This window comes from Mucilaginibacter sp. GW821-FHT07G05 (genome assembly GCF_059418565.1).
Map to the genome: position 1 here is coordinate 721028 of NZ_JBWKQC010000003.1, position 22825 is coordinate 743852.

General features: G+C 39.4%; 19 protein-coding genes and 1 other RNA gene. 5 read left to right on the forward strand and 15 right to left on the reverse strand.

Annotation, left to right across the window (positions count from 1 at the left end):
* Window position 1: 1 nt before the first annotated feature.
* The 11 genes from AC07NA_RS11135 to AC07NA_RS11185 form a co-directional block, all read right to left on the reverse strand.
* Window positions 2-3127: an HsdM family class I SAM-dependent methyltransferase gene (locus tag AC07NA_RS11135; protein ID WP_494897639.1), complete on the reverse strand. Its 3126-nt coding sequence runs from the start codon at window positions 3125-3127 to the stop codon at window positions 2-4.
* Between the two features lie 2 nt (window positions 3128-3129).
* Window positions 3130-4971 (reverse strand): site-specific DNA-methyltransferase, encoded by a 1842-nt coding sequence (locus AC07NA_RS11140; RefSeq protein ID WP_494897640.1) that lies wholly within the window; start codon window positions 4969-4971, stop codon window positions 3130-3132.
* Between the two features lie 34 nt (window positions 4972-5005).
* Window positions 5006-5869, reverse strand: a complete 864-nt coding sequence (locus tag AC07NA_RS11145) for a nucleotidyl transferase AbiEii/AbiGii toxin family protein (RefSeq protein WP_494897641.1) — start codon at window positions 5867-5869, stop codon at window positions 5006-5008.
* The gene (locus AC07NA_RS11150; RefSeq protein ID WP_494897642.1) at window positions 5869-6615 is read right to left on the reverse strand and encodes a type IV toxin-antitoxin system AbiEi family antitoxin domain-containing protein; all 747 of its coding nucleotides are present in this window, start codon (window positions 6613-6615) and stop codon (window positions 5869-5871) included. Before AC07NA_RS11150 ends, AC07NA_RS11145 begins: the two co-directional genes overlap by 1 nt.
* Before the next feature lie 150 nt (window positions 6616-6765).
* Window positions 6766-7971 carry a relaxase/mobilization nuclease domain-containing protein gene (locus tag AC07NA_RS11155; RefSeq protein WP_494897643.1) on the reverse strand — a complete coding sequence of 402 codons (1206 nt, stop codon included), beginning with the start codon at window positions 7969-7971 and terminating at the stop codon, window positions 6766-6768.
* The gene (locus tag AC07NA_RS11160) at window positions 7968-8378 is read right to left on the reverse strand and encodes a plasmid mobilization protein (RefSeq protein WP_494897644.1); all 411 of its coding nucleotides are present in this window, start codon (window positions 8376-8378) and stop codon (window positions 7968-7970) included. The genes AC07NA_RS11155 and AC07NA_RS11160 overlap by 4 nt, the downstream gene beginning before the upstream one ends.
* A gap of 28 nt (window positions 8379-8406) precedes the next feature.
* Window positions 8407-8697: a helix-turn-helix domain-containing protein gene (locus AC07NA_RS11165; protein ID WP_494897645.1), complete on the reverse strand. Its 291-nt coding sequence runs from the start codon at window positions 8695-8697 to the stop codon at window positions 8407-8409.
* Between the two features lie 379 nt (window positions 8698-9076).
* Window positions 9077-10333, reverse strand: a complete 1257-nt coding sequence (locus AC07NA_RS11170) for a site-specific integrase (protein ID WP_494897646.1) — start codon at window positions 10331-10333, stop codon at window positions 9077-9079.
* Between the two features lie 247 nt (window positions 10334-10580).
* Window positions 10581-10949, reverse strand: a transfer-messenger RNA (tmRNA) gene (ssrA, locus tag AC07NA_RS11175).
* A gap of 140 nt (window positions 10950-11089) precedes the next feature.
* Entirely contained in the window at window positions 11090-12316 is a 1227-nt protein-coding gene (locus AC07NA_RS11180) for a pyridoxal phosphate-dependent aminotransferase (RefSeq protein ID WP_494897648.1), read from the reverse strand.
* 147 nt (window positions 12317-12463) lie between these two features.
* Window positions 12464-12874, reverse strand: a complete 411-nt coding sequence (locus AC07NA_RS11185) for a DUF1573 domain-containing protein (protein WP_345210377.1) — start codon at window positions 12872-12874, stop codon at window positions 12464-12466.
* Between the two features lie 135 nt (window positions 12875-13009).
* On the opposite strand from AC07NA_RS11185, the gene AC07NA_RS11190 reads away from it, so the two are divergent.
* The 4 genes from AC07NA_RS11190 (at window position 13010) to AC07NA_RS11205 (ending at window position 18389) form a co-directional block, all read left to right on the forward strand.
* On the forward strand, window positions 13010-15442 hold the full coding sequence (locus tag AC07NA_RS11190) for an alpha-ketoacid dehydrogenase subunit alpha/beta (protein ID WP_494897649.1): 2433 nt from the start codon (window positions 13010-13012) through the stop codon (window positions 15440-15442).
* Between the two features lie 35 nt (window positions 15443-15477).
* Window positions 15478-16200 carry a hypothetical protein gene (locus AC07NA_RS11195; RefSeq protein WP_494897650.1) on the forward strand — a complete coding sequence of 241 codons (723 nt, stop codon included), beginning with the start codon at window positions 15478-15480 and terminating at the stop codon, window positions 16198-16200.
* Window positions 16201-16263: 63 nt separating this feature from the next.
* Window positions 16264-16845, forward strand: coding sequence for a nitroreductase family protein (locus AC07NA_RS11200; RefSeq protein WP_494897651.1), 582 nt, complete (start codon window positions 16264-16266; stop codon window positions 16843-16845).
* Between the two features lie 752 nt (window positions 16846-17597).
* The gene (locus AC07NA_RS11205) at window positions 17598-18389 is read left to right on the forward strand and encodes a murein L,D-transpeptidase catalytic domain family protein (RefSeq protein WP_494897652.1); all 792 of its coding nucleotides are present in this window, start codon (window positions 17598-17600) and stop codon (window positions 18387-18389) included.
* A gap of 74 nt (window positions 18390-18463) precedes the next feature.
* On the opposite strand, the gene AC07NA_RS11210 is transcribed toward AC07NA_RS11205, so the two are convergent.
* Complete coding sequence (locus tag AC07NA_RS11210) at window positions 18464-19996, reverse strand: L,D-transpeptidase family protein (RefSeq protein WP_494897653.1); 1533 nt, start codon at window positions 19994-19996, stop codon at window positions 18464-18466.
* Between the two features lie 122 nt (window positions 19997-20118).
* Between AC07NA_RS11210 and AC07NA_RS11215 the strand changes: the two genes are divergently transcribed.
* Window positions 20119-20634, forward strand: a complete 516-nt coding sequence (locus AC07NA_RS11215) for a DinB family protein (protein WP_494897654.1) — start codon at window positions 20119-20121, stop codon at window positions 20632-20634.
* A gap of 4 nt (window positions 20635-20638) precedes the next feature.
* On the opposite strand, the gene AC07NA_RS11220 is transcribed toward AC07NA_RS11215, so the two are convergent.
* The 3 genes from AC07NA_RS11220 to AC07NA_RS11230 form a co-directional block, all read right to left on the reverse strand.
* On the reverse strand, window positions 20639-21403 hold the full coding sequence (locus tag AC07NA_RS11220; RefSeq protein ID WP_494897655.1) for a hypothetical protein: 765 nt from the start codon (window positions 21401-21403) through the stop codon (window positions 20639-20641).
* 48 nt (window positions 21404-21451) lie between these two features.
* Window positions 21452-21847, reverse strand: coding sequence for a VOC family protein (locus AC07NA_RS11225; protein WP_494897656.1), 396 nt, complete (start codon window positions 21845-21847; stop codon window positions 21452-21454).
* Between the two features lie 96 nt (window positions 21848-21943).
* Window positions 21944-22570 (reverse strand): HAD family hydrolase, encoded by a 627-nt coding sequence (locus AC07NA_RS11230; protein WP_494897657.1) that lies wholly within the window; start codon window positions 22568-22570, stop codon window positions 21944-21946.
* Between the last annotated feature and the right edge of the window lie 255 nt (window positions 22571-22825).

Below are 22825 nucleotides of genomic sequence, written 5' to 3' on the forward strand. Positions count from 1 at the left end.
CTTAATTCTCATTTAAAATTTCAAGGATCAATTCAGAGGCATCTTCTATAGCCATTGTCTGTGTCCAGAATCTCCGCTGATTAGGCCGAATTATGTAAATATCATTGGCATCATAATAATTTAGTTTTTTCCTAAAATAGATATTAGCAGCTTTTTCTTCCCATAGTTTTTTATCTATTTTCTTCAACTCAACACTTATATCTTCTGTGGATTCAATCAACTCTTCCTTTTGTTTTGTAAAAGAAATTTTAACCATTATGAGAGGTGAAAACCTGTTTATGGAATATGTTGTAGCATTTACAAATAGTTCTTGCCCGTCTAAAAAGTCGTTTAACTCATTGCAGACTTTCGTTACATAAGCTTTTTTTTCATTGGAAAATATAGCTTTATTTGCCTCAGAGTTAGTTTGTTTGAGAAATAAGTCAACCGAAATATTTAAAAAATCATCAATCAATTGTTTTTCAAATTGAGATATTTCATAAGATTCAAATACAATGTCATTTATTGTATTTTCCAGCTCTCTAATGTCTTGTACTAATACTTCATCATTTAACTTTTCCTCTATTTGTTTATGTAAATCGATTAATAACTTGTAGTTTTCTTCACTTATTTGTAATGGAAATTTATAAACTTCATTGGGTTTTATTCTTTCTCTTTCGATTCCCCATGAATTAGAAATTATCAAAAGAAAATATGAGGCTAATTTTGAATTCAGGACTGTAGATAATAATCGTAGGTGGTCTGTTTTTTTAGTGTAAAATCCGAGCATAGTGCTATTATATGCAACGCTTGAATTAATAAAACTAAAGCATATTTTGTTGTTTTTCAGCCCTTCTTTGGTTAACAACATCGGCCCTTTATATACCAATTTAGCACCTAATCTTCTAAAAACATTAATTATTGGCAAATCATTAATATTCGCTTTCTGAAAATAATTCAAATATTTTTCGATTGTTTTTTTATCTTTTAATAATGAATTAATACCTGAAAAATTTGATTCAGGTGTATAAAAACGACGTAATTTTTCTGGCCTTATAAATCTCAATTTAGCAATATCATTGTCTATTATAGGTTTTTGGGTTGAGTCGTTTAATGGCTGTAATCCTACGCCATAAATAATGTCTTCTTTTTTCAGAAAAGTATCAATATTAGTTTTAATACTTAAAAGTCTGTCAATTAAAACAAAGTCATTTTTTCCTCCCCACATTGCTATTTTCCAAATCTTAGTATTTGGCTTTTGGCATTCCTCTCTTGGTAAGTATTTTATGTCTGTACTGTCTATTGCTACGCCTTCTAAGACATTGGATTTTATAAATGTTTTAGGTGCATAATAAACTATTCTATCGGAAGGTAGTATCGGAATATTATTTCTGTAAAAAACTATACTTATTGGGCCTGTTGCTGAACCAAATAGTTGTCCTCCAAAGTTCTTGGGGGCATTTCTTAAAATTGAAAAATTAAATATTTTTTCTACGTAACAATCATTAAACAGCCATTTTCTAAACTTTTGATAGGTACTATTTGTGTTTGTAAGAACTTTAGTATTAAAAATGAGAGCTATTTCTCCGTTAGGAGAAAAGTTTATGGCCTTATGTAAAAATGGCAATACCATTTCCTTTGCAAAGCCAAATTGATCACAATATTTTCTCAAAGAAGGCAATAAATCTTTTGTACCAAATGGGGGGTTTCCAACTACTAAATCGAATTCTATCGACTCAATTTCTTTGTTATATTCAATTGTATCCCTACAAAAAAGATTGTTCCCTTGCTCTTTAATTGAAGAATCTTTAGGATTGTTTATAAGATTTGGTAATTCTTTATTTTCATTTTGCCAAATCGTTTTAGGATTCAAATTATCTACTAATGCTAAATATAAGCTGAAGGCAGCTACTTTTATGGACTGAGGATGAAGTTCAACCCCAAAGATGTTATCTGTTAAAAGTTTCTTTAAAACTTCAAAGTCAGTAAGTTGTTTGTTATGCTTATTTTCATAACGCTTTACTAAACGTTTAAAGCTTTCAACCAAAAAAATACCTGAGCCACATGCTGGGTCTAATATTTTAATATCATATTCATTTTGCTTATTGTTGACAGGGAGTTTTTCGTTTAATATAAGTTCTACTAATGACGGCGGGGTATAGTATGTGCCTGTTTGTTGTTTTATATTTGGTTCTATTTCTGCAAGGAAGTTTTCATAGATTTCACTTAGTAACTCAATCTGAATGATACTGAAATCAAACAATCGCCAATCCTCAAAGAGATTGCTCTGAGAAGTGCCGTCATTCCCACTTATGAAGCACTTCTTCACCAATTGGAGTTGTTTTATATTTATAATTTCTCCATCTTCTAAAGTAAAAACATTTCCATTAAAATGGTTTTCCAGTTTTTCATAAAGTGCATAAGTAGCCTCTACATCATTTAATATATCAAAATATGATTTTGCATCAGGTTTGATTTGAGCGTAAAAGTTCACATCAGTAGCTCCCCTGTCTTCGAGATATAAAAGAAAGAGTGAACGCATGATAACTTTATGTATCAGGCTAATGTTTAATCCTTCTTTTTGTAGTTGTTTAGCTGTTCTAATCAAACTCTCCACAAGGTATTTATCGACCCTTCGTTGCAAATTAATTTTTTTTCGAATTGGTTCAGCCTCGTTCAACGTCCATATAATTCCGGTATCGATACTTATCGAAGAAAATACAGTTATTAATTCATTTAGCTTATTCTTGTCAGAAACTGTACTTCTATTTAATTCTAGTTTGATTAATTCTTTTTCGAAGTCGGTATTTTCTTCCTTGATTACAAAAGGCTTTTCTGCACAATTGTAGATGCGCATTTCAATGTCATTACATACATATAAGAATAGCACTTTTTTATAGTTCCAAATTTGGCGATGCACATGGGCTATAGACTTTAATGTACTATCATCAAATGCTAAAACATTTTTAATAAATACAGCAGGATAACTATTGTCATTTTCATCATCACAGAAATATACTTCGTCTATTTCAAAGTGTTTTATTTGTTCCAAAACATCCCGACGGCTATCTGAAATATTTTCTAAATCAGAACCCGTTGGAATAGCCCTCTCAAAACCTAACAGTTCTATGATTGTTGAAGTTGCCATATCTAAATAGTTTTAAAATCTATTCCCGCATCACGCATTTGCAAAACAGTATTAGTTTTCAATTGGTCATTTCCTTTAAAAAGATTATCAAGTGTTATGACTTTTTGAGGCTTACATGCTATAATTTTATCAATTACAGGTTCGCTAATTTCCTCCAAGGCAACAATTAACTCTCCGCCATTTATTGAAAAGTAATTATTAAAAGATTCCACCTTATCTGTTAATGAATAACCAGCTTTAACCATAAGTTCGTAAAGCATATTCATTAACAGACTACCTTCATTGACAGGATTAGTAAAAGCGTCTAATTGTTGTACTAAGTTTTCTTCGTTCACTTCATCACCTTGCCAAATTTTAAAGTTTGAAGAAGTAAGTTTAAACGCTTTAAAACCCATTAGTTCACCAGACGAAAAAAGTGTTTTTTCCGCTTTTTTCTCTTCAATAAAATTCTCAATTCTAAGCTTAGCTATATCCGCTATAGACTTCAACCTTTCTTCAGGTTTAGGAAGGGGCTCCGCTAACTGAACAAGGATAAATTTTCGTCTTCCATTGTCTTCCATATTTTTTGCTAAAACAGCATGGGCTGTTGAACCACTACCGCCAAAAAAATCTAATATGATATCATCTTCGTCAGATGTGGTTGAAATTTCTAAAATTCTCTTAAGTAGTCTGGTAGGTTTAATTGTATTAAATGAATTTTCATCGTTGGCGACTATTACGTATTTTTTTAATTCCTCTTTAGCTTCTTGAGTATGGCCAACGTCTTTGTATGACCAAAAAGTCTGGGGAACGATTCCTGCCTTAACTTCAGAAAGAAATCTTTTTAATCGAGGAACATTGTCATTGGTTTCACCCCACCATATTCTATTGTCCTTTTCAAGATCTAAAAATCTTTCTTTTGAAAAACGCCAATATGTTCCTTTGGGGTTTGCAAATTTTCGGCCATTGGGTCCTGTTACTTCGTATTGACCTTTGCTATAATAGTTTCTTGCTTGTAACGCTCCTGATAACCATGGCCCTCTTAAATCATTATCAGGATTAGTATATCTCTTTGTTGCATCCTCTCCTCTTTCTAGTAGTTCTGGACGCCAAGTATCTTTAGATTTGGCATAGCATATTACATACTCATGATCCTCTGAAAAATATTGAGCAGTATTTTTGGGTGAAAAAACCTTTTGCCAAATTACTTGAGCAACGAAATTTTCCTCTCCGAAAATTTCATTCATCAACAACCGAAGATTATGAACTTCATTATCATCAATATGTACAAAAATGACCCCATCTTCCTTTAATAGGTTTTTAGCTAAAAATAGCCTGGGATACATCATACTAAGCCAGTTACTATGGAAATGGCCGCTATCTTTATTGTTCTTTCTAAATAATCCTTCTTTTAGCAAAAGTCCTTCTTCATCCTTGTCCCCAACACGTTTTTCGTAGTCTTTTTTATTTTCCTTAAAGCTGTCAGGATAAATAAAACTATCGCTTCCTGTGTTGTAGGGAGGATCAATTATGATACATTTTACCTTACCATAGTAAGATTTTTGCAGCACTTTTAATACTTCTAAGTTTTCGCCTTCAATAAAAACATTTTGTGTGGTGTCAAAATTTATGGATTCCTTTGGCACTGGTTTTAATGTTGCAGTAGTTGGAATTTGCAAAGCTTTAAAAGCATCGGCTTTGCCCGCCCAATTCAGTACATAACGTTCATTCGCAAAATTAATATCATCACTAAAAGCAGCTTTTAGCTTTTCCCAATCAAGTTTACTCTCTGAAAACACTTCAGGAAAAATCTGTTTTAGTTTTTCGATATTATCTTGTGCTATGTTTAAGGATTCTCCGTTCATAATAGGATTTAATTTTACTAAAAATATTAGTAATTTAAGAATAAAATATTTTATTAAAAAGCACTAACAAATCTTCTTTCACCTGATTATAAGGCGGTAATTGTTCATTAGGTATTTGATGGGCAAGACTATTTTTCCACGCACCTGTAAGTTTTTTATCAACATCATCATTTAAAAACTGATCTATGCCAATAAACTCCAATTTTTTAAACTTCATTTTCTCATGAAATGCAGTTACTATTACCGGCCATTCAATTTCAGTGAGCTTTTTTGATAGATACCATATATCAAAGTAATCCCTCGGGGCAGAATAAGAACGTTGTATTAACGCTCTTAATTTCTCTGACATTACTTCCCGCAAATCATAGCATGGGATGGTTTGATCCGCTAAGGCCAGTTTATCAGAATACGCATGTGTTATAGATCGCAAGCTAACCGGGAACAACATTTTTTCATAAAGAATGATCTCTACTTTTATGCTCGTTGCCCATCTTTCCGGTGGAGGTGGTGCCTGGTTCTTTAAATGATCAGCACCCCAAAACTTAATGATTGCTGCATAGCCGGTAGGCATTTCCTTGTGTTTCAGTTCTTTTATAGAATCAATAAATAAAGGAATTTCTGTTCTCTGTGTTATTAGCTCTGTTATTTCCTGTAATAATTTCCGATCTAATGCAAAGTCAGGGTTTATAGAAGTGAAGTCGAGGTCTTCTGAAAATCGGTAATCGGGTATATAACACTTCTTTAAACAGGTTCCACCTTTAAAAACAAGGTTATCCCGGCATAATGGCATAGAGAATATTGCATCGATGAAATGACCTAATATCCAATCTTTATCTACGGTACTACGCGATACATTTTCTTGCAGGGCAATTTTTTCTATTTCCTTTTTAAGTATCATTAGTATTGTTTATCTGATAGGTTAAGCAATTCATCTTTGCTGATATTTAATCTCAACTTCCAACTCGCCACAAATTCACCTTTCTCTGTTCCCTGTGGATCGAGCAGGTTGTATTTTCCATTTACTTGAGCTTTTGCAAAATCAGTAAACTTCTTCATTAAAGGCTTTTCGAATAACTCCGTCAAAAATCCTATTCTTTTGGTAACAGCAGTATTATTGACCGACTTACAATAATTAATAATTTTATCAGCATTAATATCTGCTTGGGATAAAGCCCTTATTAATTCAGCATAACCACCTGAATATTGCGGCTGATCGAAACAGTCTACAATTGTTTTTTCAATATCCGTTATAGGATATTTTGTATTGCCGTAACCATTCCATATTATACCAGTACGCTTAGTCTTATTTATAGTGATAAATTTATAGGGAGTTCCTAAAAGGGTTTTATCTTCCTTCCTATGTGTAGTCTGAATAAATATGGTGTTTGAAAATTGCTCGGTTAGCCCGTGTAAATTTAAAGCTGACCAATAAGCTACAGCACTATTTTTCACTACAAATGTTCCGATAACATTTTCATCACGGAAGTTAACTTTGCAAAACTTACCTCGCTCAATTCGGGAAATCAATTCTTTATGGACTAAGTTCTCAAGAACCTCGTTAAGATTATCGAACTTTCTATTGATTTGGTTTTCAATCTCATCGAATTGAAATAGCTCAATTTCATAGTCATCCAGCAACTTCATGAATTCAAGTTGTTGCTGTGTAAGGTTGGATGATATGTAAACGCTATGTGCCATTATTACTTCGAGTGTCATTATAAGACCTAAAAAATGAGGCTTATCGTTACACAAAAAGTAAATATACAAAGTTCTTTTAAATAAGTAATTAATTTGTTAGGATAATCTGTGTCCACGCCTCTTGTTCTTCTTACGCTTAAACTGATTCACCGCATTTTGATCCATATTATCAGCATTGTTATTAACGCCGAGCAAATCCCCGACAAAATCGCCACCAGGTATAGCCGAATTACCCATCTGCTGCCGACCCGATTGTTGGATTGATAGATCTGCTCCGCGCTCGCCACGATCCTTTGTATTTGAAATGATAGGTTGGCCGCCGTGCTCTCCAATTGATTGAGCCGCCTTGCTGTTGTTTCTATTTGCTTTTCCGATTTGATCCTGTAATTTTCCAGTGCCCTGCTGTACATCATTTCTATTTCCGGCAGTAACTTTTGTATCTGCGATAGTTCGCTGGGTTGCTCCGGTAGAGATTGATTGTCCGATTCGTTCAGGCTGGTTGGCTCTTGTCCTAACATTTGCCTGGTATATTGCTGTGCGATCTCTTTCTTGTTCATAATTGATAGCATTTTTTATAGCCTGCCATTTGTAAGCGTTCCCTAAATGAGCGCCTTTGAACTGCATATCTTCATAACCGTATGATATGCCGCTTACGAAACCTGTGCTGGCTTGGTTAAATAAAACATTAATACCCTGTGCTTCTAAAAGCTTGATAAATTGCTCTGCGGTTGGCTTTTGACTTAGTATGTTTTTTATAGTAACCTGTAATTTCATTTTTACAGATGGCTCGTCCGTCCGCTTCATCATTTCCAACTCATTCTTAGTCATCGCTCTTTCCTTTGCCTGGCGACTGGATATTACTTCTGTTAATCCGTATTGCTTTTCTAACTTCCGCAGTATCTGTTCGCTTCGCTGATAGTCTTTACTATCGGAAAGGACTGTACCATCATAACCAATGCGGTTAACCAAAATGTGCATGTGGGGGTGGTCTGCATCAAAGTGACGGAAGATTGCATATTGGTGTTGGTCAAATCCCATTGCTTCCAGATAATCTTCGGCAATGGTTACCATTTGCTCATCCTTCAAATTTTCATGTGGCGGGAAGTTAACCGAGGTATGATAAAAGTATTTTGCCAAATTGGGCCTTAATACCCGTATCATTTTTACCTCATCCATAATTGTCCGCTCGTTGTGTTGTGCAAATGAAGTATCAAGCCACTTTGCTACACCCTTATTTACTTTTTCAAGATTATAATTAAGTGCTCCTCTAAAACCCTTCCCTTTAACCTGATCCGCTGTCATTTCAGTAAACAGTTTAAAATATCCTTCTGCGTTTTTATTAATCCTAAAAGGATAGAAAGGTAGGCCGGTGATAATTTGCCAGCGTGTAATTGCTTTACTGCTTGATTGAGATTTACGCCAACCTTGTGCAGCTCACGGTAAAGCGAGGCATTTACAGGCGATAACTTTATAGTGGGAAATCTTCCTGTAAAAGCTTTCTGCCTGATCCAGTTTGCCGGGGTCATTCCAGAAGCTTCGGCATAATTTAAGACGGTATCATTTTCATCTTTTGTCAGGCGGATATTCACTTGTATGATTCTTTTTTCTTCCTTTTGCAATGTTGGCCTTCCCATGATTTTAGATTTTAAACGAAGTGCAAAATCAATTTTACTCCGAAGGAGCAAGCCGTTTAAGCGTAGCGAAAACATGGCTTGCTCCTAACAGATGAACACACATTTATTTACTGAAGCTAATACGTTTGCTTTTTACTTCCCCTCTCAAAACTTTCATAATATCCTCATAATTGTAATAAAGGATGCCACCTATTTTAGTGAATGGTATAGTTCCATTCTGCCGCAAGTTTTGCAGGGTGTTGTCGGAAATTTTCAGAAGATTCTTAACCTGGTAACTCTTTAAAAACTTTTTCTGTTCCTCTGTTGAGCCGCCGCCCAACAAAGCTTTCATTTGATTTATCAATCGTTCTCCAAACTCTTGCAAATCTTCCCTGGTGATAATTTCTGCTGCCATAATAAATATTCGTTTTTATTTGTTAAAACTTAAACCTATTGCGATATGGTATTAGACAAGTCCAACCTCAGGCTGCACCCTTTGCACAAAGTTGTACCCTTTGTTTAAATAAATTCACCACTCGTACCTAACTTATGTGTTTTTTTTAATGCAATGATTTGTTGTGTACTAGCACAAAAGTGAAAGTCTTGCTTGAAAAAACTTCACACCTCATGTACGAGGTAGGTGTTTTTTTTAACAAAAATCAGCGAATGGTATTGGAATTTACTCCGAGTTTATCCGAGTCGGACTTGAAATTTTTAAAAGCAAGATTGGGCTTGCCATTATAAACAACTTGATGTTCCAATTTGGAATATCAAGTTGTTTAATTTACTAACCATTACTGATTGGTGACTTTATTAAGGACGGTAGATTTTTTTGCTTCCATCTTACCTCTAAGCATATCCATATCCCGGCTAACTGTACTATCTAAAATTTTTGCATAATGCTGGGTAGTGCGAATATTCTTATGTCCCAACATTTTTGAAACGCTTTCTATAGATACCCCGTTGGCAAGCGTAACCGTAGTGGCGAACGTGTGCCTGGCGATATGAAACGTCAATTCTTTTTCAATGCCGCATACGTCAGCTATCTCTTTTAAATAGGCATTCATTTTTTGATTACTTAAAACTGGCAGCAATTTCCCTTCATTAATACATGCCGGATAATCCTCATACTTTTTCAATAGGTCAAGGGCCACGGGCAGCAAAGGGATGCGGGAAGCAGTATCAGTTTTTTGTCTTGTTGTAAATATCCACTTCTGGCTATCAATACCAGTGCTTATTTCAGAACGTTTCAATTTGTTCACGTCGGCGTAGGCCAGGCCTGTATAACAACTAAACAAAAATACGTCACGAACTTGGTTAAGTCTTTCTGAAACAAAGCGCTTTTCACTAATCGAATCCAGCTCGTCGCTTGATAAGAAATCTCTGATTACTTCTTTGATCTTCGTTTTATAGTTAATAAAAGGGCTGCGTACCAGCCAATTATTAGCCACGCATATATGTATTATCTTTTTTAGGTTCTTGATATATTTAACAGCTGAGTTATTATTACAATGCCTTACAGTTCTAAGATAAAATTCAAGGGATGTTACAAACTCATGGTCTAAATCCTGAATATTTATATCAGATACTTTATACTTCCATTTTAAGAAGTTTTTCACATGTTTAATTGTGGTCTGATAACGAATGGCTGTAGCAGGTGCATACTCTTTTCCAATCAGCGCCTCAACCTGCCTGTTGTGATCTTCAAAGATTGGGATCAACATACGGCAAACAACTTCCTCTTCAATGCCGTTCATACGGTCTTTAAAGGTTTGCGCGGTGATGGCGATTTTCCGCTCGATCATTTCCCTATAAACTTCATAGGCTTTTTGTTCAACCGTTTTTAAATGGTTGTTGACGGATTTGGCTTCATCAGTGTTACCGATCACTTTTTGGGCGATAGTATTCCATTTATCAGGAGGGGCATTTCTCTTAGTTGCGATCTCAACTCGCTCACTATCAATAGTTATCCGTAGATAAATTGGGGCGTTTCCATTGGGTAACACCTTAGTTCGTTTCATCTGAAACAAAAGGGCAAAAGATTTGGTCATTTTTAGTGCTATTAAAGGTGAAAAAATTAGTCCTTTACACTACCGTTTTTAATGAGTTTATCTTAAATAACACATTGAAATACAGTAGATTACAGCGTTTCCAGAGACCTAAGGTAAGAAACCTTTCGAGGTCTCCGAATAGGTCTCCAGAACGTTGAGCATTTTTGACTTCTTTTGAGGTATAATTCATAAAAAAAACGCTATAAAACCGGGTTTTATAGCGTTTTGGCCTATTTTAAGGCTGTAAAAGTGGAGCCGGAGGGATTCGAACCCTCGTCCAAACATGGTATAAGGTAAGCTTTCTACATGCTTAGCTTCTGTTAAATTGTCGGGAAGGGGAAGGTCAGTTGCTTACCTGTACCGTCTTCCGTAGGTGCTTTATCTCGCCCGCTGTGCGCACCTTAAGCAGGCCAGTTTCATTTTTCGATGCCCCTGGTGCCGATCCAATGAAACGGAAAACCGGCGGGACAAAAGCTATGCTAATTCTAAATTAGGCAGCTAAGGCGTAGTTATTTTCGCCATTTGAAAGTTTGAGCGTTCAGATTTTAGCGCTAATTCACCCAACGCGCTGCATGCTTACTTACTTATCTCCATCCTGTCAATTCCGGTCGACCCCATTTTTGTATTTGTTGCTTGCCGGGAGCAGTATGCAATTAAATAGACTGCAAATATAGTAAATAAATTACAGTGGACGGTTTGCAGTAACCGGTTTACATACTTAATATGCGCTAACTGCCAACCGTCCACGGTAAAAGTTTATTTTCCTGCAGCCAGTTGCTCACTGTGTACCGTGCGGCCTGGGTATGCTTTCAACGCTTCTTCTAAACAAACGATGGCGGTTTTAAGGTCGTCATTGTTTAAAACGTAGGCAAAACGCACTTCGTTGAGGCCGGTATTGGCGCTGCTGTAAAAGCCGGTTGCCGGGGCAAGCATTACGGTTTGGTTGTTGTAGCTAAATTCTTCAAGCAGCCATTGGCAAAACTTGTCGGCATTATCAATAGGCAGTTTAGCCACTACGTAGAATGCGCCACCCGGGTTAGGGCAGTACACGCCTTCAATGTTGTTGAGCGCTTTTACCAGGGTATCGCGCCTGCTGGTGTATTCTTTATTTACCTTGATGAAGTATTCATCGGGTGTATCAACGGCGGCTTCGCCTGCAATTTGCTCTACCATGCCCGGGCTTAACCTGGCCTGCGCAAATTTAAGGGCAGTGTTCCACACGTTTTTGTTTTTGGTGATGAGGCAGCCTAAACGGGCACCGCATGCACTGTACCGCTTGCTGACGGTATCCATTACAATTACGTGCTCATCTAAACCTTCGAGGTGCATGGGCGATATAAATTCGCGGCCATCGTAACAAAACTCGCGGTAGGCTTCATCGCAAAACAAAAACAGATCGTACTTTAAGCACAAAGTTTTTAACGCCTCTAACTCTTCGCGGGTATACAAATAACCGGTAGGGTTGTTAGGGCTGCAAATAATAATGGCGCGGGTTTTATCGGTGATCAGTTTCTCAAATTCAGCAATAGGGGGCAGCGCGAAATCATTTTCAATAAAGGCTAATATCGGTTTTACCACTACATCGCTCTGGCTGGCAAAACCGTTGTAGTTGGCGTAAAACGGCTCAGGGATGATCACCTCATCGCCCGGGTCAAGGCAGGTCATCATGGCAATGGTTATCGCTTCCGAGCCACCGGTAGTAACAATGATGTTACCGGCATCAATATTATAGCCTAATTTATTGTAGTACTCCGTAAGCTTTTTACGGTACGATAGCGTGCCCTCTGATGGGGTATAGGCCCAAATATCAAAGTCGATATTTTTAACGGCATTCAGCATGCCTTCGGGCGTTTCAATATCGGGCTGGCCGATGTTTAAGTGGTAAACTTTTTTGCCCTCCTGCTTGGCCTTATCAGCGAAGGGGGTAAGTTTACGAATAGGCGAGGCGGGCATTCTGAGCCCTTTTTGCGAAATTTTTGGCATCTGCAAAGCTATTAAAACAAGTAAAGCAAACGGGTAACAATTTTGCTTATTTACAATTTTATTAATAAAACAACAAAGGGGGCACGAATGTTCGTGCCCCCTTTGTAAGCCCCCTATGCCGGGGCAATAGCATATATAAGGGAAAACTTATCTGCTTGTAGTTTTCGCTACAACTTCCCCTATGATTATCAGGTTCTTCTGTGGTGTTTTAGCGTTCGAGGTTACAACAATGGTTTTGTTGAACGGCGATACGGCAGCAGCGTTATAGGTGATTTTGATATTGCCTTTAGCGCCTTTTTTAACCGGAGTTTTAGTGTAATCAGCAATGGTGCAACCACAGGTTGGCCTTACGTCTGATAATATCAACGGCTCTTTACCTACGTTGGTAAATTCAAATACGGTTGATACAGGAGTACCTTGCGGAACTTTACCGAAATCGTGTTTTTCTTCAACAAATTTAAATTCCGGTTTAGAGTCGTCTTCGGCCTTGGTATCTTGTGCCGAAGCTGAGTATGCGAAGCCGAATATAACCGCGCAAATTAATATCAGTTTTTTCATAGTCATTCTATTGAATTGATTAAACAAATATACTTAATTATTATAAATCAAAAAGCAAATGTTAATTGTTTGAATGTAAATATTGCCAATTACAAAATAGAATTTCATAATTTTACCGCGCTAACAGAATTATATATGCCAGAAACTGCCCTTGATAATACCGGAAAGCCTGATGCTGTTGAACTTAGTTTTGATGATTTCAAAGGCATAGTTATCAATGATTACCGTGTAGGTTACGAAAGCCGACAGGCCAGCCTGCTTGGTCGTCGTGAGGTGCTTACGGGTAAGGCTAAGTTTGGTATTTTTGGCGACGGTAAAGAGGTTGCGCAGATAGCTATGGCCAAGATGTTCCGCAAGGGCGATTGGCGCGCGGGCTATTACCGCGACCAAACCTTTATGTTCGCTACCGGCATGAGCAACCTAAAGGAGTTTTTCGCGCAGCTGTATGCCCACCCCGATGTGGAGAAAGATCCGGCATCGGGCGGCAGGCAAATGAACTGCCACTACGCTACCCGCTTCATCAACCCCGATGGTACCTGGATCAACCAGGCCGAAAGCATGAACTGCTCTTCAGATATGTCGACCACGGGCGGGCACATGCCGCGTTTACTGGGTTTGGCTTATGCCTCAAAACTATACAGGCAAAATCAAGAACTGGCCGGTTTCGATAACTTTTCGGTTAACGGCAACGAAGTAGCTTTCGGTACTTTAGGTAACGGCTCCACTTCCGAGGGTTTGTTTTTCGAAACCTTTAACGCTGCCGGCGTATTGCAGGTGCCTATGGCCATCTCTATTTGGGATGATGCTTATGCCATATCGGTACCCGCCAAACTGCAAACTACAAAAGAAGATATATCAGAGGTGCTGCAAGGCTTTCAAAGAATGCCGGGTACCAATGGTTACGAAATATTTAAGGTACGCGGATGGGATTACGTTGCCCTTTGCGAAACTTACGAACGTGCTATCACGATGTGCCGCGAGCAGCATGTGCCGGTATTGATCCACGTTACCGAGATGACACAGCCGCAAGGCCACTCTACTTCGGGCTCGCACGAGCGTTATAAATCAAAAGAGCGTTTGGCCTGGGAAGATGAGTACGATTGCCTGCTGCAAATGCGCCAGTGGATGATCAACTCGGCTATTGCTACTGCCGAGGAGATTGACGAACTGGAAGCCGCTGCCAAAAAGCACGTACGCGAATGCCAGCGCGAAGCCTGGAACGAGATCAGCAATGAAATAAAGACTGAACTTGATGAGGCTTCTAAACTGATAGATCAGCTGGCTTTGTATTCCGGTAAAAACGAGGAGTTATCGGCTATTACGGCCACTTTACGTGCCTGCATTGATCCGGGTCGTAAGGATATTATGGAAGCCATACGCAAGGCATTGCGCATCACCGTAACTGAAAATAATGCCGAAAGGCACGAACTGCTGAATTGGTATAATACCGAGAACGCCCGCAATAAAGATCGTTTCAACTCAAAACTGTTCAGCGAATCGCCGCAGTCGCCTTTGAATGTGCCGGTGGTAGCGCCTGAATATGATGAGGATGCTAAATTATTAGACGGTCGCGAAGTATTGAACGCTTGCTTTGATGCCAATTTTGAACGCGATAAAAGAATTGTAGCCTTCGGCGAAGACGTAGGTGCCATTGGCGATGTTAACCAGGGCTTTGCAGGTCTGCAAAACAAATATGGCGATCTGCGCATTACCGATACCGGTATCCGCGAAGCTACCATTATAGGGCAGGGGGTAGGTTTATCAATACGTGGATTGAGGCCGATTGCCGAAATTCAGTACATGGATTACCTGTTATACTCCATCAACGTATTGAGCGACGATTTGGCCAGCTTAAGCTACCGCACCAGCGGCGGACAAAAAGCGCCCCTGATCGTACGTACCCGTGGGCACAGGTTAGAGGGGATTTGGCATTCGGGCTCACCAATGGGTCTGATACTGAACTCTATGCGTGGCTTACACATTTGCGTTCCGCGTAACATGACACAGGCTGCCGGTATGTACAACACCCTGCTGCGTGGCGAAGAGCCAGCACTGGTAGTAGAGTGCCTCAACGGCTATCGCCTTAAGGAAAAATTACCGGCCAACGTAGGTGAGTTCACTGTTCCTTTAGGCAAGGCCGAAGTATTGAAAGAAGGTAGTGATATTACCGTAGTATCTTACGGTTCAACCCTGCGCATTGTAATGGAAGCGGTGGATGAACTGGAGAAGCTGGGTATCAATATAGAAGTGATAGATCCGCAAACGCTGTATCCTTTCGATACCGACAATGCCTGCGGAAAATCATTAAGCAAAACCAACAAGTTATTGGTGGTTGATGAAGACCTGCCGGGAGCAGGCTCTGCTTATATTCTCCAAAAAATAGTAGAGAACCAAAATGGCTATTACCATCTGGATAGCCAGCCGCGCACGCTAACAGCTAAAGATCACCGCCCGCCGTATGGTTCAGATGGTGATTACTTCAGCAAACCATCACTGGATGATGTTATCGAAGCGGTTTACGGCATGATGAGCGAAAGCAATCCAACCAAGTACCCGCCGATCTATTAATTGGTGAGAATATATATTGATAATGTGAGTGAATAATGAAAAAACAAATACTCATTTTATTAATGTTGCTGTTCGCAAATTTTTGTTTTGCGCAATATCCATTTGAAAAATATCCGGCTGTTAAGTACATCAAAATACCCGTTATTGCAACTCAAAGTAAGGTTGATAAAACGTATATAGGTACAGCTAAGTACAAAAAATATAAGCTTGTTGTACTTGAAAAGGGATTAACTGATAAGAGTAATCTTCTATTGTATTTTAATAATAAGTTATCAGCTAAAATTGTTGCGCCTCTCGATGTTTCTGAGATGATGATGGATCTCCATACTCTCTATATTGCCGATATTGATGGAAATGGCTTATTAGATTTTAAACTAAGCGTAAGAAATAATGGAAGTGGTTTGGCAGGCAGTGTAATGCACAAAATTTACCTGTTCAATACAGGTAATAATCAATTTAAGAGTATTATTTATGACACTTTTTCTGACGAGCCTGAACGGGATTTTAATGGCGATCATAAATTTGAGATAATAACCCGTAATTATTTGTCGTACAAGGACCATGCTTATTGGGTTGTCGATCTTTTTACTTATAAAAACGGTAAGCTTGTAAACATCAGCCGAAAATATAATTACCCAATTTTGATTGATTTTTTGGAGAAAGAAACCTTTACTATATCCAAAAGGATAAAGCGATCAAAAATGAAGATGTTCTCTGCCAAATCCCCCGATTATTATGATTACAGGACTTTAAATTAGGTTGTGTTATTCCTTCATCCATTTTAAATTCCTAATTTCGCCCCGTTTAAAAGCACAAATATTATGGATAGCAACACATTTTCAACTATATCAACCATCATCAAAAGTCGCCGTACTATTAAGCCCGGCATGATGAATGGTCAAAAAATTCCTAACGGACATATCGCAGCATTATTAGAGCTTGCCGACTGGGCTCCAACCCACGGTTACACCGAGCCTTGGCGTTTTGTGATCTATGAAGATCCTACCCAGTTTTGCGAAGCACATGCCGAGTTATACAAACAACACATCGCTGCCGAAAATTTTAAGGAAGCTACTTACAACAACCTGAAAACAATTGGTAACAATGCATCGCACGTGGTAATTGCCAGCATGAAACGCGGCAGTAACCCTAACATACCGGTTGTAGAAGAAGTTGCGGCGGCATCAGCGGCTATACAAAACATACTGCTTGCAGCCAGCGCGCTAAACATCGGCTCATTCTGGAGCACCGGCGGCATGACGCTTAAACCGGGCCTGAAAGAGTTTTTAGAATTAGGCGAAGAAGACCAGGTATTAGGTCTGCTTTACTTAGGCTATACCGATCAGCATCCCGAAGGTAAAAGAACTACCCCGTTGGAAGCGAAAGTTAAATGGGTTAAATAAACCGGCTTAAATACATTTACTTTAAATGCCATGTTTTGGGAGTTATTGCTTCCGGGATATGGCATTTTTGTTTAGAGAAGATTAATGTAGAATATGTAATGCGATTCGATAATCAGTTGGTTATAAAGTATTGTCATTGCGAGGTACGAAGCAATCTCGTCGCTTTCTGAGCTCATTAAATAAACCTGCGTCATTGCGAGGCACGAAGCAATCTCTACTTAGGCTTGAGCTTGTGCTGTTATTAAAGCCAGTCTGCTCATTGCCGCAGGGGCTACTACTTTTGGCTATGCCCCAAAAGTAGCAAAAACGCAAGTCCAGCAAAAGGCTTCCTTGCCGCACAAGGCCACTACCCTGCAAACCGTGCAGAACTTCAGGGCTGGAACTTTTGCCCGCTCGCTCATTTCCTGCCCGCATGCAACAAGTTCGCTATGCCCGCCTTTACGCTCATTGCCTCCACAGTTCTGCCCGCTTTCGCCCGAAGCTGTTTGCTGACGGGAGAAGGAGCCTATCCCCAAGCTGTCATCCCGAAACGTATTGAGTGATCTTCTTCAGTATGAAAGTCTGCTGCCTTTATACCCTAAAACAAACTATTGGATAATAAATTTTCTTAAAAATATAAATTTCTGAATTTGCTGTGACATTATTGCTTAATTTTTGCCTATCTTTGTACTATCCAATTCACAACAGCGTTTCTTGCTCAATACCTAAGTCTGTTTGCTTTTATAAATTATTGTAACTAATTTTAAAAGAATATGAAGAAATATTTTTGGTGGATAATCTGTGGTTTCTTGATATGCTCAATAAGCGTTATCAGCTGGAGGCCTGCAAATGCAGTAAAATCGAACATTAAAAACAGTACCAAAACTACTTTTACTACTAAAGAACTTTTCGGCCAGTACATCAGCGATATTTATAATACCGCGCAATTACAACAAACAGGCATGGATATGGCCGTTCTGCAAAAAGCAATTACAGGCTACATCAACCTTAAACTGGCGCACAAGCTATCATCAAACAGCAGCGTAATTACCGTGGTTGATTTTAACAAACCCAGCCGCGAAAAACGCATGTGGATAGTTGACCTGATCTCTAAAAAACTGTTGCTTAATACCTGGGTATCTCACGGACGCGGCAGCGGCGATGATATGGCTACCAGCTTTTCTAACATTAACCATTCGCATCAAAGCAGCCTTGGTTTTTATGTAACAGATGATATTTACATTGGTAAACATGGTCGCTCGTTAAGATTGGACGGCGTAGATGCCGGTTACAACAGCAGTGCCCGTGCACGTGCCATTGTTGTACACGCCGCCGAATATGTGTGCGAAAATACCATTAAGCAAATGGGTAGGTTAGGCCGCAGTCAGGGTTGCCCTGCTGTATCGCCAGAAGTATCTGATATGGTGATCAACACCATTAAAGGTAAAAACATGCTGTTCATCACCGGGAGAACTAACAACTATTCATCAAAGTATTTAGATGAAACCCTGGCCGAGCACTTCCTTTATCCCGACAGTGCAGGCGTTACCATGGCAAAACTTTAATTTTAAATCCAAACATAACAAAACAGCCCTTAAGAAAAACTTAAGGGCTGTTTTATTATAATATGTTTCGCTTATTAAACGGCAAGCATCTTTTTCATGTGGGCATACAACACAACATCCAAACCATACACATCCGGCCTGAACTGTAACGTACCATCGGCCGCAGGCCAGCAGGTAATATAAGTAAGGTATACCGGGGTTTTGTTGGGTAACGCGATATTAGTTGGTTCGGGGTTATCCTCTTTCATATCTTTAGCTATGGTTTGATATTTGTTGCCTTCACCAAATAATGATAGTGCCAAGTCCTGCGGTTTTTCTAAACGTACACAGCCATGGCTTACAGCCCGCATGGTTTGTCCGAATGCCAGCTGTGCGGGTGTGTCATGCAGGTACACGCTGCTGCTATTCTTAAACAGGAATTTGATCTTTCCTAACGAATTATCATCACCGGGGCGTTGTTTAAAATCGTATTCGCTTTTTGAAGCATTAGCCCAGTCGATGGTTTCCGGATCATCCACCTTTTTACCGCCTTTGTATACATCAATGTTTTTGTTAGATAGGTAATAAGGATCCTGCGCGGCTTCCACCATAATTTCTTTATTGGCTATGCTTTGCGGAATATTCCAGATGGGGTTTACCTGCACGCTGTTGATCACGCTGTTCAGCTGTGGTGTTTCGCGCGAGAATGGGCGGTCTATCTTATCGCTTTCATCATACTCCACCAAAGTGTTATTGTTATCCATATTACGACCTTCACCCACACAAACCTTCATGTTAAGGGTCGATTTCCCGTTCTCCATTACATCAAGCCTGTAGTCGGGTATGTTTACAACAACGTATTTATTGGCAGTCGGCTTGTTCTTCCAGCGCAGGCGCTCCAGGCTTACAATCAGGTAACGCTGGGTTTCTTCCTTGCTTATTTCGGGTGCGGTAATGCCTTCGGCCAAGGCCTTTTGCATTAGTTTGTATTGAGGGTCTTTAGGCTGGATGCTATCCAAATAGTTCTTTAACGCGGTAACCTTTAAGGCGTGCAGCATAGAAGTGCTGTCGGGGCGTTTGGTTTCAGTATAGTAACGGGCATATATCTTACGCGGACTGACCAGGCCATACTGCATGGCATTTGAATATTTGATAAGTGAATTGGCAATCGCCAGTTCCAGCTGTGCCATAGTTTCGTAAGCATCGTTTACGGTTTTAATGCTCTTTTTATCGTGGATCTTATCCAACAGATCTTTCAGTTCAACCGCCTGAAATGTTTCGGGTTTGATGCCATGTTCGTTGGCACGACGTAGGTAGTCGCTCAGTACTTTCAGGTCGCCGTTTTTGAGGTGTTCCATAATCAGCACCGGGTCGTAATCATTACCCGCGTAAAACGAAGCGATGAGTTGTTGATTGCCCAGGGTCGATTTTTTTTCGGCCAGCGCTTTTTCAAACACAGGGGCAAAGCCTTCGGGGGTAACTTCTTTAAAAACTTTATTTTTGGTGATGTGGGCGAGTTCTTTGCCCATATCTGATCTGCTTTTTTTACAACTTTGAAAGGTTAGGGTAAACAGCATGGCCGCCAGTAAAAACAGGAAGCCTTTTTTATTATTTGTATAGCTTATCATAAATGGTAAATATGTTGTACCGTGTATAGCAATACCTATACCATATTATAATATGAAGTATAGGTGATATATAATTACATTTAATAAATACTTAGCGCCGTAAAGCTTTTTAGCTTTGCAATATGGCAACCAACAAATTACCCGAAGTATGGCAGCGAGGCCCTGTTGATGGCATTGCGCCGCTGTTACAGCCTGTTGCGCATGCTTTATTGCAGGCGCGTGAAGAACTGAACGAATTAATGACCGATTTTCCCAAGGATAAGCTATCTGAAAAACCTGCCGGTTTAGCGTCTCCGGCCTTCCATTTGCAACACCTTACGGGAGTACTCGACCGGCTTTTTACCTATGCTAATAATGAAATGCTTAACGAAGAACAATTGCAATACCTGGCCGCCGAAGGTAAACTGCCCGAAATACAATACAGTGTTGCCCAACTTACAGCCGCTTTTAATAAACAGGTAGATAAGGCGCTGCAACAGTTGAGTAATACCAACGAAGCATCGTTAACCGAAACACGATATGTTGGCCGCGCACGTGTACCCTCAACCGTGATAGGCCTGTATGTGCATGCTGCCGAGCATACCATGCGCCATTTAGGGCAGTTGCTGGTTACGGTGCGGGTATTGCAGCAGCGGTAAGGTTTTATTGAATGCGGGTGAGCTTGATGGGTTTAAGCTCTTTCTTTTTATTGCTAATGTTTAGGAAATAGCCACATTCATCAGCTGTTTGGCACATTTGCCAATCGTGTACTATGTAATTCCAATCACCGCTTTTGAAGGTCCATGTCCAGCCGCCTGCGGTGCCTTCGGCTTCTTCTGTGCCGTAAAGTATGAGGTCGGGTTTGGTATCCATTGTACGCCCTTTGCTCCACGAGGCATATCTTACTCCTTTTTTAGTATAATCTATACGCAACAGCAAATTGCCCGATTTGCCTATTAAAATATTCCACTCCCACGAATTAATACTTGGATGAACGCTTTTCTTATTTTTTACAGTAAGGGCATCCTTAAGCACTGTTTCGGCTTTGGAGCTATAGTTTAGTGTGGTTATCTGCCCTTTACTGTTAAGCCATATTTCACCACGGAATGTGCCGCCTACCAGTCCATAGAGCGTATGATTGTTATCAACCATAATTACGGTATCGTTATACAACTTTAGTTTCTGTTTAAAAGCATTATCAAAAATAAGCTTGAATTTAGCGATGAATTCATTGGCGTTCCTTAACGGGGGCAGCGGATTAGGACGATTAAGCGGATATATTACCAATTTAGATAGTTCGGCTGCTTTGCCCTGATTTATTAACTGTATAATTTGCTTGTAGCTGCTTTTTATATTGGCAGGTACTTGCTGTGCGAAGCAGGTATTAGCTATTAACAGATATACGATAAGGTAGGTAATGCGTTTCATGGGGATGTTTTGTTAGGCGATAGTAAAGGTATGATAAGGTTTGAAGCGTCAATGAGCCAATGGCGTAAAAATTTCCCAATGATGCCCAAACGGATCGATAATATGGCCCAGCCTGTAACCATAATGCTGATCTGCCACGGCATATACTTCTTTTGCTCCGGAACGTACGGCTTGGTTTTGAACAACATCAGGATCATTAACCAGTAACCCTATGCGTACCGGTGTGCCACCCAGCGTGTCCGGACTTAAATTGCCGTAATCGGGTGCTTCATCTGCCACAACAAAGCGAGCCTCATTAATAGCCATTTCGGCAACAACCGCACCATCAGGATCAGTATTCGACATTAAAATTACCGCCCCAAAAGCTTTTTGATAAAATTCAATTGCCGCAGTGCCGTTTTTCACGTTAAGCGTAGGTACAATGGCTGTCTGCAAATGTTTCATAATCTTGTTTTATACTTGGGCATAATAAAGGTAACAAATTGTTTTTGATGTGTTTAGCATGAATTTATCACATTCAAAAGTAAAAGCAAACAAATGTTACATCAGCAATAGTTGCGTTATCTCCTGATGATTAGTGATCTGGTAATCGGCTTCGGTGGTTTTGTATTTCCTGCCGGGATCATATAGTACTGTCTTTAAGCCGATGAGTTTACCCTCGCTGATCTCAGATTCGGGGTCATCGCCAACTATCAGCACTTCTTCTTTGCTGTAATTATACTTTTCGAGGATCTCGGTGAAGATATCTTTCTTGGTTTTGCTCGTAGTTTCGGGATCAACAATATAGATCTGCCTGAAGTCTTTTTGAATATCCAGCCACTTTACCTTACTGGTTTGCATCCTGATAAAACCGGTAGTCACCAAAAACTTGTCAACCGTAAGGTTTTTTACGTATCGATAATCATCAAATGCAGAGATAGGCTTATGATAGGTTAATCCGCTGATGAGTGTTTTGGCCTGCTGCACCAGTTCATCGCTAAAGCCAAACTGATCGACAATCTTTTGAAACGGACGGCGGGTTACCTCTTCTTTCGCCAGTTGCTTATCAGTATTGCTGATGGTATCGTCGTTGTCGATCAGCTTAAACAGATCGGCAAACAACTCATCCGAAATAGATTTAACCGGATACACGGTATTATCAAGGTCGTATATTAAGGCACATATCATGTTATGATAACGTGGTTGAGTGGAGCTTGTTTGATAGGGAAGCTAAGAATCTCCTATATAAACTTGAAAACTAAACAATTTTAACTCACCCCGACATCGCTGCGCTCGTCGACCCTCTCTCCGCAAGCGGAAAGAGGGTTTTCCTTTTTATTGTTTTCAACCCTCTTTACGGCAAAGCCGTAGAGGTACTGTCTTTAAAAGCAAATAATATTTAATAATTTTGATCATTCAATGAGGGCCTCCACTTGGAAGTTC